The organism is Paeniglutamicibacter sp. NPDC091659 (assembly GCF_044756805.1).
Classification (GTDB): domain Bacteria; phylum Actinomycetota; class Actinomycetes; order Actinomycetales; family Micrococcaceae; genus Paeniglutamicibacter.
In genome coordinates this window covers 23,545-37,184 of the sequence record NZ_JBIVTO010000010.1, presented here as the reverse complement: position 1 = coordinate 37,184, position 13,640 = coordinate 23,545, and the positions used below count along the sequence as shown (strand labels likewise).

14 protein-coding genes are annotated in these 13,640 nt (G+C 60.1%); 6 read left to right on the top strand and 8 right to left on the bottom strand.

The genetic code is table 11. The annotated features are described in order from the left end of the window. The first annotated feature begins 502 nt into the window (after positions 1-502). Entirely contained in the window at positions 503-991 is a 489-nt protein-coding gene (locus tag ACIQLF_RS16840) for a universal stress protein (RefSeq protein WP_400300874.1), read from the top strand. A gap of 276 nt (positions 992-1,267) precedes the next feature. On the opposite strand, the gene ACIQLF_RS16835 is transcribed toward ACIQLF_RS16840, so the two are convergent. From ACIQLF_RS16835 to ACIQLF_RS16825, 3 genes are all read right to left on the bottom strand, one after another. Next, positions 1,268-2,101 (bottom strand): formate/nitrite transporter family protein, encoded by an 834-nt coding sequence (locus ACIQLF_RS16835; protein WP_400300871.1) that lies wholly within the window; start codon positions 2,099-2,101, stop codon positions 1,268-1,270. Positions 2,102-2,239: 138 nt separating this feature from the next. After that, entirely contained in the window at positions 2,240-3,529 is a 1,290-nt protein-coding gene (locus ACIQLF_RS16830) for an ion channel protein (protein WP_400300868.1), read from the bottom strand. 111 nt (positions 3,530-3,640) lie between these two features. Continuing rightward, positions 3,641-4,468: a VOC family protein gene (locus ACIQLF_RS16825; protein ID WP_400300866.1), complete on the bottom strand. Its 828-nt coding sequence runs from the start codon at positions 4,466-4,468 to the stop codon at positions 3,641-3,643. 716 nt (positions 4,469-5,184) lie between these two features. Here ACIQLF_RS16825 and ACIQLF_RS16820 point away from each other — a divergent pair. Beyond that, complete coding sequence (locus tag ACIQLF_RS16820) at positions 5,185-5,694, top strand: hypothetical protein (RefSeq protein WP_400300864.1); 510 nt, start codon at positions 5,185-5,187, stop codon at positions 5,692-5,694. 182 nt (positions 5,695-5,876) lie between these two features. On the opposite strand, the gene ACIQLF_RS16815 is transcribed toward ACIQLF_RS16820, so the two are convergent. Further along, positions 5,877-6,314: a VOC family protein gene (locus ACIQLF_RS16815; RefSeq protein WP_400300862.1), complete on the bottom strand. Its 438-nt coding sequence runs from the start codon at positions 6,312-6,314 to the stop codon at positions 5,877-5,879. Positions 6,315-6,797: 483 nt separating this feature from the next. On the opposite strand from ACIQLF_RS16815, the gene ACIQLF_RS16810 reads away from it, so the two are divergent. After that, on the top strand, positions 6,798-7,889 hold the full coding sequence (locus tag ACIQLF_RS16810) for an endonuclease/exonuclease/phosphatase family protein (protein WP_400300860.1): 1,092 nt from the start codon (positions 6,798-6,800) through the stop codon (positions 7,887-7,889). 144 nt (positions 7,890-8,033) lie between these two features. Here ACIQLF_RS16810 and ACIQLF_RS16805 read toward each other — a convergent pair whose 3' ends face one another. After that, a complete protein-coding gene (locus tag ACIQLF_RS16805; protein WP_400300858.1) occupies positions 8,034-8,942 on the bottom strand; it encodes an arginase family protein in 909 nt (302 codons plus the stop codon). Between the two features lie 241 nt (positions 8,943-9,183). On the opposite strand from ACIQLF_RS16805, the gene ACIQLF_RS16800 reads away from it, so the two are divergent. From ACIQLF_RS16800 to ACIQLF_RS16790, 3 genes are all read left to right on the top strand, one after another. Continuing rightward, positions 9,184-9,696: a hypothetical protein gene (locus ACIQLF_RS16800; protein WP_400300855.1), complete on the top strand. Its 513-nt coding sequence runs from the start codon at positions 9,184-9,186 to the stop codon at positions 9,694-9,696. A gap of 190 nt (positions 9,697-9,886) precedes the next feature. Next, positions 9,887-10,273, top strand: a complete 387-nt coding sequence (locus ACIQLF_RS16795) for a VOC family protein (protein WP_400300853.1) — start codon at positions 9,887-9,889, stop codon at positions 10,271-10,273. Positions 10,274-10,398: 125 nt separating this feature from the next. Further along, a complete protein-coding gene (locus ACIQLF_RS16790; protein WP_400300851.1) occupies positions 10,399-10,689 on the top strand; it encodes a zinc finger domain-containing protein in 291 nt (96 codons plus the stop codon). On the opposite strand, the gene ACIQLF_RS16785 is transcribed toward ACIQLF_RS16790, so the two are convergent. The 3 genes from ACIQLF_RS16785 to trpS form a co-directional block, all read right to left on the bottom strand. After that, positions 10,650-11,012 (bottom strand): iron chaperone, encoded by a 363-nt coding sequence (locus ACIQLF_RS16785; RefSeq protein ID WP_400300848.1) that lies wholly within the window; start codon positions 11,010-11,012, stop codon positions 10,650-10,652. The genes ACIQLF_RS16790 and ACIQLF_RS16785 overlap by 40 nt on opposite strands. 141 nt (positions 11,013-11,153) lie before the next feature. Next, a complete protein-coding gene (locus ACIQLF_RS16780; RefSeq protein ID WP_400300845.1) occupies positions 11,154-11,696 on the bottom strand; it encodes a GNAT family N-acetyltransferase in 543 nt (180 codons plus the stop codon). A gap of 607 nt (positions 11,697-12,303) precedes the next feature. Next, on the bottom strand, positions 12,304-13,344 hold the full coding sequence (gene trpS, locus ACIQLF_RS16775; protein WP_400300843.1) for a tryptophan--tRNA ligase: 1,041 nt from the start codon (positions 13,342-13,344) through the stop codon (positions 12,304-12,306). Positions 13,345-13,640: the final 296 nt, after the last annotated feature.

Here is a 13,640-nt window from a genome sequence, read left to right as displayed (position 1 = left end):
GCCCCGGTTCCATGAGCCGGGGCCTGTTGGTCTATGTCAGGGGCGTGTTGCACTGGGTCCAGTGGCACGGCCCTTCACGCAGCCAGCATTCCACCGACCGGCGGTTGGTTACCGGGATCAGGCGCGTCATCGAAAACAATGGGGGGTCGCCCATTGCGTCCCGATAAACTCGTCCAATCCTGCGGGCTCGGACCCTACTCAAATGAGTAGATCGCCGCACTTAAATCCGGGTGGCTCAAAGGGAGAAAGAAACACATCCCGATGCGAGCGGGGCATACCTGCATGGCAGGAAATGCTGCCCTTGGTCCCTGGACTTGGTTTCGGTGGGCTCGAGAAAGCCATTGAGCCTTTCCCGCGGCAACTTCTGAGGGAGCGGCGAAAATTCCATCATCACAGTTCTTGTCTGGAAAAAGGGTCGTGCAGGTTACTTCCGCAGGATCATTTTCTCGGTCATCCTGTAACCGGAACGGCATGGAGTCGTTTCGGTGAAGGAGTGGTGGACATGTCCTCGAATGAGACAGATCGCAGGGGACCACTGATCGTCGGGGTCATTCCCAATCAGCACCGGGAAGTAGTTGCCGAAGCCGCAATGCTTGCCGAAGACCTTAACCGGGAAATCATATTCGTCTTTGTTGAGCCCAACAGCTACCTGGGCGATTGGAACCTCACGGTCAATCTGGCCGATCGCTCGTTGCCCTCGCGCGACATCAAGGGACAGATGAGTGCGCATGGTCTCGAGATTCTTGCCAACCTCGAGACCCTGATGGTTGATAGCGCAGCATCGTGGACATTGCGCATCGTGGGTGGTGAAACTTGGGTGGCGCTGAATCGAGTGGCTTCGGAGACCCACAGCTCCATGTTCGTTGTTGGGACCAGAGAAGCGAGATTCGGGGCACATGTTTCCGAACTCCTGAAGGGGGCTGTGGCCCCACACCTCACCTCACACCAGCACCGACCGGTGCTGGTGGTTCCAGCGGTGGCAAAAATGTGAATCCCTGAGCGCAGGACGCCTGATGTCCCGGAAGTAGGGCCGTTTCCTGCGGCATCAATGACGGTGAGCGAAGCACCATCAGCCTGCTTGGTGCTCCCGATGGACATGCCGCCGTATTTCATGGCCCGTGATCCCGAAGCGATTCAACCGCCGGCATCGACGATGCAGCAGGCAAGCGTTTAGCCCAAAGCATGCATCTCCAAGAACTCAACGAATGGAAAAGCCAGAGGGAAACCAAGGACATGAGATGCAAGCCGATGAATTACCAAGTCTCGGTCACCTGACGGCTTCCGGGTCCTCCGGCGCGTTGTCCCGGCGTTCACGAATCAGCTCCTTGTCGCGCACCAACCGCAGCGCAGTGACCAGAAGCAACCCTCCGATGATGTTGAACAACAGGGTGTAGCCGAACCAGCCCAGCCAGTCCATGTAGTCGACCGGGACGCCTGCGTGGATCGCCCCGAAAATCAGTAGCGAATCAAGGACAGCATGGAACAGCTGCAGCCCGACGAGGATGAACCCGTCTGCCACTGCCACTGCCATCTTCGCCACGTCCGAGTCTGTACCATGCTGCATGCGCGTCATGAGCGTGATAGTGCTGCCGGCCAGCACGGCCAGACAGACAGACTGCCAGGTGAACCCGGCCTCCACGAAGTACCGGGCAGCGGATGCCAGCTCGGGCTTCCATTGTGGAAATGCCTGCACCACGATCCACATGAAGATCCACCCGCCAACGAGGTTCATCACCAGCGTCCCGCCCCACAGCTTGAAAAGCTGGCGGAGGCTGGCTTCCTTGGCTGCCACCGCGGCGATCGGCACCAGAAACCCCTCGGTAAACAACTCGCTCTTGGCCAACAGCAGGGCGATCATCCCGATGCCGAAGGCTAACCCCGCCAGCAGGTAGTTCTGAGTCTCGTGCATGACCGCCAAATAGGCCATCACGCCGACGCCGACTTCCAGCCCGCCGAATGTTCCGGTGACCAGAACCGTGGTCCAGGACCGGGCCAGGCGTTGGGCTCCCTCCTCGACCATGCGGTCGAATGATTCCTCGATTTCCTCTTCCACGGGGGCATCGTTGTCCCCCAGCTGTCGCCGACGTGCATCACCAGTCATCGTTTCCAACTTCCCTCAGCGTCAAGTTATCGAAATTTCCGTCATGTCTTAGAGTGCTGGACGGCCGTGTCCAAGGATGGCATTGCATCGCCACTCCGGCCCTGCATGCCCTCCGACGCGCCAAACGGCACCAAGAATCTAGAGCGCGTGGCGTCCGCCGGAATCCGGCTTCTCCGGCACGTGCACAATCATTTCCGGGGCCCGGGCAACCAACAGCCAAACGGGCAGCACCACAAAGCAAAGCAACGGCAGAAGCTTGATGTCCCCGGCAACCACCACGGCAATGAACAGGGCGATCCACCCGTCGCGGCACACCGCCAGGACGGCGCCCAGGGCGCCGCAGGCAATCGCCAACCCGAGGGGGACCTGAGGAATGACCGCGTGGCACATGAGGCCTACGGCCACGCCGATGAACACCGCGGGGAAGATCCTTCCGCCGCGGAAGCCCGCGGTTCCGGCGACCAGAAGCGCAGCAAGCTTGGTGGCAACGATGTACGCGAGCTGCCACGCGGTGAATTCCCCGGCCCGCCCCACGAGTTCCACCATCTGGGTGCTGCCCTTGAACAGGGTCAGCGGGCCGCCCAACGCGCCCAGCACCCCCAGGACCAGCCCGCCGAGCGTGGTGTAGAGAAGGGGTCTTTTCAAGCGACGGAAAGCGCCATGGAGCGGTTGGAACAGCGCGGATCCCGAAAGCCCGACGAGGCCCGCGAGGCACGCCACCAGAACCGCGGCGGGCAACATCGCCAGCAAGGGGGAGTCCACGGGCGGCACCATCGGCGCCCGCAGTAGCTGGCCGCCGAGAAACACCATGGCCATCGAGGCGGTGCTTGCCGAAAGCAGCGGCAGGAAGAGCCTGTCCCACAGCACGCCGCCGGACTTGGCCGCCGCGACAACACCCGTCAGGACAAGGACCGCGGCCACCGGGGTGCCGAAGAGCGCGCCGATCGTTCCCGCCACGGAAAGCATCACCACCAGCTCGGCGCCCATCCGCGGCCAGAATCGGTTGACCAGCGCCACAAGAACCGCCGTGTTGATGGCGATGATGGCCGATTCCGGGCCCAGGCTCACCCCGGCGCCCAGGCCCAATGCCGTCACGACAACGAGCCCCGGGACCGCGGAAAGCTGCATGGGCGGGGCAATGAGTTCCACGGTTGCCGAGTCCCTGCCGCCGTGGCCCTTCGCGAACGTGACGACCAGCCCGATGGCAAACCCCGTGAAGCCCAGGACGGCGAAGATCCACCATCCGGAATCGGGGGAGACGTGCAGCAGGCCGGGAAGCAGCACCCACAGGAATTCCTCGACGAGGTGGGCCGCCTCGTCCACGAGGAACAAGCCCGCGGCGGAAATGACACCGACGATGATCGCCGGCACCGACAAGTGCAGCAACAGCCGGACAGAGGGAACTTCTTGTTCGCTCGCGATGCTCATGTCCGTCATGCTACCCGAGCGCAAATCGCACGGGCAGGGGGCGCCCCGGAGCTACGTTGCCCGGGGGAGAGATGCGGGCAGACCGATGCTGCCGCGGGATGCGGGATCGGCTCAGCCGGACGGGGGAGTGAACTGGCTGGCGGTGAACTCCGCTCCCTGGGGATCGCGGATCAGTGCCGTGCGAGTCCAATAGTTGTCGCTCTGGCTGAGGACGCGGGCGCCGAGCCGCTCGGCGTCGGCCACCGTTTGGTCCCGGTCCGCCACGGTGAACGAGACGTGCCAGTGCGGCGGTTCGTCGGGGGCTGCGTCAGCGATCCACGCAATCGCGTCCTCGAAGCCGGAGGGAGTGGCCACCCCGGCTTGCCGCGCCCTGATGCCGGGATCGGTTGTCGCCTCAAGGTGGTCGCCGTAGCCGGGCCTGCGGATGAGCAGTGCGAAGCCGAGGTCATCGACTTCCCAACCGAACGCTTCCCCGTAGAACGCCATCGCCGCGACGGGGTCGGAGGCGTGGAGGTCGCTGAAGTTCCAAGACCCGGGCAGGTTGGCGACTTGCGATCCCAGGCGCCGATTGGCCTGCCAGATGCGAAACTCCGTGCCCTCCGGATCGGTCAGCACCGCGCCGCGGCCGCCTTCTCCCGCATCGGCGGGAGCCGATTGAATCGTGGCGCCGGCAGAGACCAGTCGCTGCGCGGAGGCGTCGGCGTCGTCGACGGCAATGTAGGTGTTCCATGTCGCGGCACCTTTCCGGGCGTCTGCCATGCCTCCGACGTCCTGGCCGTCGAGCCTGGCTATCAGGTAGCGGCCCGGCGCTCCCGGCGGCATGGCGTCCTCGAACGTCCAGCCGAAAAGTCCGCCGTAAAACCCGGCTGCAGCCCCGATATCGGGTTGTTCGGTATCGATCCAACACGGTACGCCCTGTGGGTAGGTCCGTTTGTTCATGTCGCACTCCCTTCCAGTGGCAAAGCCTAGCGAGGCGGGGTCCGGTGGGGTACCCTACCCGCCACCTTTCGCGTACAGAGGCAGCACGTAGACGAACCTCGAGCGGGACCGTCGATGAGGAAACAAGTCAATCGTGAGCGGAAAGAGTTTCCCTGGTCTTGAAATGTTCGGTAGGGATCATCATCAGGTGGCGCGTATCGTGGTGCCAAGCAAAAATCCACGAGCTTGACTCTCTTGCCGAGTCCGGCGCCAGACGTGTCTTTGATCGACCAGATAGCGACATTGGATCGGCCCGACAGGAGGACGATCATGCAGACAACTTCGGAGAGCTGGGATTCCAACAGGGTGAAAGCCAAACTCTGTGCCCCATCCCCGGCATACGGGTCCATCCCCTTGGCGGTGCGGAAGCAGGGAGCTCTACTTCCTCTGGGGTTTCTTTCCCCTGTCCAGCGCGAAAATCCCGAATAGGCTGATCGCGGTAAGCAGAGCGGATCCGAGCGCCATCAGGGCGACGACCCACCATTGGTAGTCCGTGGACCAGAGCCATGCCAGACCTCCGCAGGCTCCGATCAGCATGAAAAAGACTACGAAGAAAATAATCGACAGCCATATCAATTACTTATTCATGTTTATATTTTCGCACGAGCCGATTCTTCTCCGAATCAAGACGGGTGTGGCAAACAATACGGGAATTAATTGCAGACTGCTACGCTTTCATGATGCGCATACTGCTCACCCTTCTCGGAATCGTTGCGATCGTCAGCTACTCCGTTCTCGGGGCAATACTGATGAACGACTGGGCCGTGGTTGCCGCGAGCGGGGTGCCGCTCGATACGACGATCGCCGACATGGATTCAGCGGACCAGCCATACAGCGCCATTCCAGGCTTCGTCTTCGCTGCGCTGGGCATATTGCTCGCACTTGCATGGGGCGTGACGACGATGTTGCGCCGAACCGCACTGCCGAATTGGGCAACCGGGTCGCTGTGGGTCGGAATCCTTACCCTGGGCGCGCCGGCATACTTCTTCACTTCGTTCGGCAACATGAACTCGGTAGGCGATACCTATGCCGATTGGAACTCCGAGGCCGCAAGCGTGCTGGAGGCACCCCTGTACATGGTCAGCGGGATCGCGTTCCTTGTCGCCGTAGCAATTTTGGTGACGACGGTGACCAAGGCAACGGTTCGGAAGAAGTCGTCGCCCGTCCAATGGCCGAGTAACAAATAAGTCGTTTATCCATGTCGTCGTCGCTGGCAGCGCGGACACAATCCTCCCCGCGAATGTAAGTGTTGAGCGAGTGCGCACAAGGACCTGATTCGCCATCGTCGCACATGCCTTAGGTGGGATGGCGGTGTCTTACAGGACAGCCTTTCCGGCCGAAGGCCTGGCAATACAAGCCGATCGTGGTGTCAGTTCTTCTTCAGTTCCTCGGCAAGCATCACGAGGATTCCGCTGGGACCGCGGAGGTACGTGAGTTTGTAGACATCGGCGTAGGTCGCCACACCGCGCAATGGGTAGCATCCGTGCTTCGCGGCTATCTCGAGGGCCTTGTCGATGTCATCTACCGAGAAGGCCACGCGGTGCATGCCGATGTCGTTGGGACGAGTGGGGTTCGACTCGATCGCTTTAGGGTGGATGTATTCGAAGAGCTCAAGTCGTCCATGGCCGTCCGGGGTCTGGAGCATCGCGATGTTGGCGTGGTTTCCATCAAGTCCGACGGCAGTGTCGGTCCACTCGCCGCTGACCGTGTCACGGCCGATGACCGTCAGACCGAGATCGGTGAAAAAGGCGATAGCTGCTTCGAAGTCGCGAACGGCGATGCCGACGTTCTCAAGTTTGATGGCCATGCGTTGAAAGCTACCAATGCGGACCGACAAACTCCAGTGTCGAGATGCCTCCACTGCCCGTTAGGCTATCGCTTTCAGACTTTGTCGGCTCGGTGAATTTGGCTCCACAACAGGAACCTTCTACAGAACAACATCTGGCGTGGCTGTGGTTGAAACCGGCCAGATTAGAGTCTGAGGGAAGGCCGCCTTCGGGGCATCCCGAGGCCACAGAAAGCCAACGGTTCTTGAGAAGCCGCCCAGGCCTTCAACCGTTGATCACCTGCACCAAAGCACAACGACCACGCAAAGGCGGCGACTGCGTCGACAGTCGAAGCAGCCCTGGCTGCAACAACCGCATGGCAAGTCAGGACTTGAGCTTGGCGTGACTCCGAGGGCGCGGCCTTTCGTTCATGTTGAGTTGGCCTGATGCCCATCGGAGGCGGCGACCATGTTCACCCAAGTCCCCTAACGTGTGAGGTCAAGTCCACACGAAGAAGGAAATCAATGACCCAGGTGTCACGTCGGAGCGTTGTCCAAGGAATTACCGGTGCTGCGGCGTTAGGGGCGTTGTCGATGGCGGGAGCCGCCTCCGCTGCGGCGTCGCCGTCCAAAACCACGCTTAAGGTCCTGGTGCTCAACGCCTGGCACGGTGGCAAGCAGATCCCCGGTGGTGTTCGCATGATCGCGGACATCATCAAGAACTCCGGAGCCACGCTGGTCTTTGTCCCGGAAGCCAACGAGACAACGCCGGATATCGTGGCCAAGCTCAACGCGTCAGGACTGAACTTCCAATACAAAATCACCGGGGACAACGCAATCATTTCGGCCTACCCGATCGGTGAGGCTACGGCGTTTCCATACATGACCAAGGCAGTAGTGACTGTGGGCTCCGTTGAAGTCGCTGCCTACGCAGCTCATCTGCAGTACAGGTGGTACGCAACGTATTTGCCTCGTGGATATGGGGCGGGCGTGCCCAACGGCGCGTATTCCGAGTACGGCTGGAACAAGATTCCCAGCGGTCCAGTGACCGACGAGGCGGCTGTGGCCCGGGTCAATGAGGAATCCGGACGGCCAAAGGTGATCGCCCGGTTCATCGAGGATGCGCGCAACGAACGGCGACGTGGACGTGCGGTCATCATCGGAGGCGACTTCAATGAGCCTTCGACGCTGGACTGGACCAACCGTACCGCGCGGCTGTTCGACCACAACGGTGTAGTTCAGCGGTGGGGTTCAACGCAGTTGCTTGAGGATGCCGGGTACGTGGATGCCTATCGGCGCCAATACCCCAACCCCGTCACGCACCCTGGATTCACGTGGCCAGCGAGCAATCCCCATGCCGCAGTTAGCGTGCTGACGTGGGCACCGGAAGCGGATGAGCGAGACCGAATTGACTACGTCTTCCACCATCCAGATGCTCGTCTAAAGCTGACGGATGCAAGTGTCGTGGGTCCGCGCGAATCGATTGTGCGGAATCGCCGCGTTGCTGAATCCGGGAAGGATCCGTTCGTCCTGGCAGATGCGCCGTGGCCGACGGACCACAAGGGCATTCTGGCGACTTATACAGTCCGAAGGAAAACTGCGCACCCGAACAAGTAGTCCGCCAATTGAAGTTCGCATCAAGCCAACCTCGCCGCCGTGCTCATTTGGCTCGATGCGAGCTTCAAAGGTCAGGTTCAGGCGGCCGCAATGGGACCTTTGAGTGGGACAGCGATGGGGACATAACGGCGCAATCGAAGACGTTCAGGCAAGCGCGGATCCGATTTCACGGGCGAACCGTACGATCCTCGCGGCGTCTTTGCGATTCAAGTCCTGGTCTGGGTCGTAGATGGCGACGCTCCAGCCGCGGCATCCATCCATTCCGGCTGCGGTCACGGCGAGGTCGGTTAGTTGCTGCCAGGTAAGTCCGCCTGGCTCGTCCTCGACGCCAGGCACGCCCTGAGACTTGAACTCGTCCGGGTTGAGCACGTCGAGGTCGACGTGCAGCCACCAGTTCTCTGCGGTCGCCCTCAGGTGAGCAACTGCCTGCCGGGCTGCTTCCGACGGGTCTGCGGCGATCTCCTCGACGCTTTGCTGCCAGATTCCGCGATCCCGCAACGAGCCCACGTTGAACTGGCGACGCCAGTCTTTATCCCGTGGGCCGAGCATCGCGAGGGCGTCCGGTTCGATCGCCGGCAGCCTCGTTTTGAGCGACTCTGGGGCAAAGCGACCGGTCAGCCCGAGGAGCAGACCGATCTCTGCGTTTGCGGCTTCCCCGTCCTCGGATACGTCGAGCGGCATGGTGTCTTCGTGCCCGTCGATGAACAAGAGTCCGCTGTTGCCGACGGTGTCCCTGAGTGCGGTGACCGAGCCGAGCAGCGTCGAACAGTCGGCTCCATAGACCACGGGAAAGTGCCCGCCCCTGATGGCACGGGATACCCGTTCGTTGAGTGCATCCGTCATGGCGATGAGGGCGCCCTCGTTGGTTAACCCGGAACCTGGGGCTCGGTCAGCGTCCGGCTCGGGCAGGTCGAGATCTCCCGAGTCGGTCACGCGGTGCATCTCGAAAGCAGCGATGAAGCCTGCCGCTCGCATTGCGCTTGACGCGCGCGCCAGATTGCCGGGACGGCCGTACCCGTCGAACGGGACGCCGATCAGTTCCAGCTCCGCCATGGGTAGCATCCCTCCGCGCGGGCGGCTGCCTCTCACGTCTGAGAGCCACCCTAGAAACCTCAACACTGAACAGTATGCACCCAAGTGATCGAAGCGGTTACCGTACACAACGAACAGGTTCTTATATAGCGAACGGCATGCAGAACGCGTCGGTCATCCGGCCATAGAAACCGCTATTGGGCTGTGGCTAGCCTTCCTTGCGCCTGCTAGGTTCAAGGTGACAACGAGGGGGAAATGGTCCATGAAGAATCGCGTGAGTTTGCCGCTCTTCTTGGTGCTTGCCGTAGTCCTTGCCGGTTGTGGCGGGGTCACCGCCCAGCCGCCCGGGTCCAGTTCGGTTTCCTCAACGCAATCCCCATCTGACTGTCTTGCATCCACGTCCAGCGAGAGTGTTTCCGCAGGGCGATTCGAGTGCAAGGCTTTTATCTCCACCGAGGGCAGCGCTTCTGGCCAGGACTTGTCCTGGGTTGCTTCCATGCTTCTTCACGTGGGGTTTGGCCGAATGAATGGGGCACTGACCATGGTGGTTCGGATGCCCTGCGGTGTTCTCAACGTTCCAGTGTCCATTGGCGCCGATGTCATTACTCCTGATTCTGCGGCCATGATCCAATCAGCCGATGGTTGCACCGGTTCGGCAGCCGAGTACCGCACGTGGACGATTGCCTTCGTCAGGATGCGCATAACGTACTCCATGGAGAAACAGTCGCTGGTGCTCTCCAACGTCGTGGGTCAAATCAATTTCAAGAGTTCCTGAGCTTTCTTCGCATTGGTGTGCATTCTGAATGGACAGACGGACCTTGGTGGGGTTTCAAGTCGACTGCATCCGAACCAAAGAATCGTTCCAGGCAGTTCTATTGAGGAAGGGCCGACAGCCAATTGTGAGGGGAGCGAAACAGCTCTGAGATGCTAGACCGACTTCTGGGGATCGAACTACGCTGGTTCCCATGACGGCTTTAATCTCTCACACGACCTTCGACAGCCTTGACGCCTTCGCCCAGTCGGTGTTTTGGGGCGCTGTCCTCGGTTTCCTCGAAGACCCTGAGGACCCGAACGAAGCCGGTGACGAAGAATGCATGATCTTCTCGGAAGACGGTACCCGGAGGCTGTTGTTCATTGAGGTTCCGGACGCCAAACAGGTTAAGAACCGTGTGCACTTGGACTTGAAACCCGCTGAAGGCACCCGTGACGAGGAACTCGATCGACTGCTGGAATTGGGCGCCCGCGAAGTCGCCGACTGCCGTCGGGCGGACGGGTCGGGATGGGTTGTCCTTGCCGATCCCGAGGGCAATGAATTCTGCATTTTGCGCAGTGACGCCGAGCGCCAGGGATAAGTAGTGACCGACTGAAACTGATCTGGAGAGGAACCTCTTGCGGGACGGCGACTCGAAGTACGGCCCGTTTGGGATGCCGTTCGAGCAGAATATTGGACCTCGGCAAGCGGCTGTAGCAGTACTGCGTGAGTTGCGGCTATTTTGCCCATGGTTTGAATGCCTACGGGCGCACGGGGGAGCCGTGCCACCGTTGCGGTACTCTGACCAAACGTGTCGTATTCATGAACCGATCGGCGCATTTCTGCCTGCGGTGCCAGCGGCCGAAGCGATCTGCTTGCAATCAATGGATCGACCTGAAAAGCACGACCTGTGTGGCTGCGCAGATCGGATTGGTCATTGCTGCGACCACGGTGCCGGGTCGTGGGACGCCAGCGGCTTATTGCCTGTTGGCGTCAATTTCGCGTACATGTACGTGAACAAGATCTTCGATCAGGCGGCTGGGCAGGGGCGTGTCCAGCGTGAATTGGATCGCGTGTTCGGTGGTCTTGTAGTCCTTGAGCTGGTCCCTGAGTTCCTCGATCGCCCATGAGGAGGGGTAGAAGGTCATGTGCTTCTTGGATGCGGTGAAGTACACCAGTGCCCGGTTCTTGTACTTGAGCGTCGGCATCCCATAACTTATGGTCTCTTCGGTGTCCGGCACGAGTTGTTTGACGAGCGTGCGGATCCGTTCGAGTTCTGCTCGGTATGCGGGGTCGAGCGCATTGAGATACTCTTCGACGTTTTTCGCTTTTTCACCCATGACACGAGTGTAGCGTTGGCCCCCGTCCCGCTTCGTTCGGACACCGGGTGCCGTTTTCCTCTAAGCCGACTGTGCTGGTCTCAGAAATCCTCTGCACTGTGCGATGGCGTCCGCAAGCGGAACCTCCTATGGGACGAAGTTCTAGATCTTGAGGTCTTCCCATTCGAATTGGGTCACGGTTCCGTTTTCCCAGTCTTGGCGCAAGATCGAGTAGGCGATGGAGGCGACGCGCCCGCCTTCGTTGGTTGGCCATCCTAATCGGTAGTGCGCTTCCTTGAGGAAACCTGCGCGGAGGAAAGTCTTACGCATGGCGATGTTGTCTTCCCGCGTTTGTCCCTCGAAGCGGAGCACATTCGGCATTGACTCGAAAACCATGTCGCAGAGCGCACGCAGCACTTCCGCTCCTAAACCTTTGCCGCGCTGAGCCTCGTCCAGTCGCAGGTCGAAGAGAGGTGCGTCGTCTTCTATCAAATCCTGCAGAGCAGCCATGCCGATATGATGCTGGTCTTTCACTGCCCAATAGCCTTGGGTGTCTTCGTTCCAGTAATGGCCGTTCTCAATCTTCGTCCGTATGTCGGCAGCCTGTGGGGTCGCCTGAACATGGAACGGGAACCGGTTTGTGGTCAGGAAGCCAATGAGATCTTCGGTGTCGGCTGGTTCCATTGGAACAAAGGTGATGGACATGCTCCGACCCTATCTGCATCAACGGAGACTGTGCCGCATACGGAATGCTCAGCGGGACAGAACCTACCTGGTGTGGGAGTGGAACAAGATGTCTCTCGGCTGACGTCGAGTCCGGAATCAGGATGCGGGCCTTTGACGCTTTGAACTGCGTTGAATTCTCTCTTCACGTAGTGTTGTCGGATGCGATCTAACCACGGAATGTTCAGCTGGAAAGTTACACGCTTTCTCTTCTCCATCGGTAGCTTCGTTGTCATGACTGGAATTCTCCGAATGGTGATGATGGCGTCATGGAGCTATATCTGGATTGTCCTGCTCGGGCTTGCTCTCGTGGCCCTGTCCACACGCGGTCCATGGGATAGCGAAGCCAGCGGCCGTAATCGGTCAGTTCTGGGTTTTCGAGTTCGTCAGTAGCCGTAGCGCGGAGCCATGCTGTTTTCAAGCCACATGTTCAACATTGATAGCCCGAGAAGCAAACTTCACTGGGACGGTTCGCAGTCACTCACTGACCAATCCTCGGCTGCCTGGGTGGCTCACGTCTGCGCAGCGAATCAGAAGTAAACCAACCCGGCCGTTTCGGGGCTAAACAGCTACGCGTACCTGTTGGGTTCTAGTAGTTTGTGCCCATGGCCATACGCACTTCATCGAGGGTTTGGTTTGCCTCATGGTTGGCTCGTTCGTTGCCCCGTTTGAGGATCTGGCTTACGTATCCGGGGTCTCTGGCCAATTCTGACCGGCGTTCTCGATGACCGGCCAGGAAGTCGTTGACGGCCTCAGCTGTTAGCTGCTTCAGCGCACCGCTTCCTGAATCCCCGATCCTTTCTGCGATCTCCTCCGGGGCCTCTCCCATGCACAGGGCAGCAGTGGAAAGGAGCGCCGATACCCCAGGACGCGATTGGGGGTCGAAGGTGATTCTGCGTTCCGCGTCTGTGGTGGTGCGCCGAATAACCTGGGCCGTTTCATCAGGTGACATACCCAGCGCAATGGCGTTGCCGTAGCTCTTGGACATCTTGCGCCCATCGAGGCCCGGCACCTCGGGTGTTGAAGTAATCAGCGCCTCTGGCTCGGGGAAAACCCTGTCGTAGCGTTCGTTGAAACGACGGGCAATCACGCGGGTCATCTCGATATGGGGCAGGTTGTCCTTTCCCACGGGAACCAAGTTCCCCTTGCAGAACAGAATGTCTGCTGCTTGATGCACGGGGTAGGTGAGCAGCAGTCCACTGAGTGCACGTCCCGAGGCCGCCAATTCCGCTTTCACCGTGGGGTTGCGGTGCAGTTCGGCCTCGGTGACAAGGCTGAGAAACGGAAGTATCAGTTGGTTCAGGGCGGGCACTGACGAATGAGTGAAAATCGTGGTCTGTTCCGGGTCCATGCCTGCAGACAAGTAGTCCAAGACGGCCCCGTACACGAACTCACGAACGCGGGGCATCGAATCGCGATCCGTGATCACTTGGTAATCGGCAAGGATCAAGAAGGACTCAACCCCTGCTCTTTGGAGCCTCAAACGCTCCACGATGCTGCCGAAGTAGTGGCCCAGGTGCAGCGGCCCGGTTGGGCGTTCACCCGTGAGGACCCGGTAGTTTTGGGGTGCCTCGGCGATGGACTGCGCTAGTTCGGTTGAGCGCAGCTGTGTAGTTGCAAATGAATTCATGGCTATTCCTCTATCTGAGCGTGGGAGGCTGCACAGCGCTGCGAATAGCGGAGAGAAAGGCTTCGCGGGCTGCTGTACAGCCCGCGGACATGATTGAACCGGCTGTTAGGACAGCCACCACCAAGACATGCGGTTCAGGTTCATGTTCCCCATCCTAAGCCCCGTGGTCTCAGACAATGCGCCAATGACATGCTGTCGTTTTCCGCCAAGGCGACGACAGGGCTTTCCCGTCCGCAACGGGAACGCTGAATGGGACAATTGCAATGAGCGGGCCGCTCACCACTCCCGAACCGTGT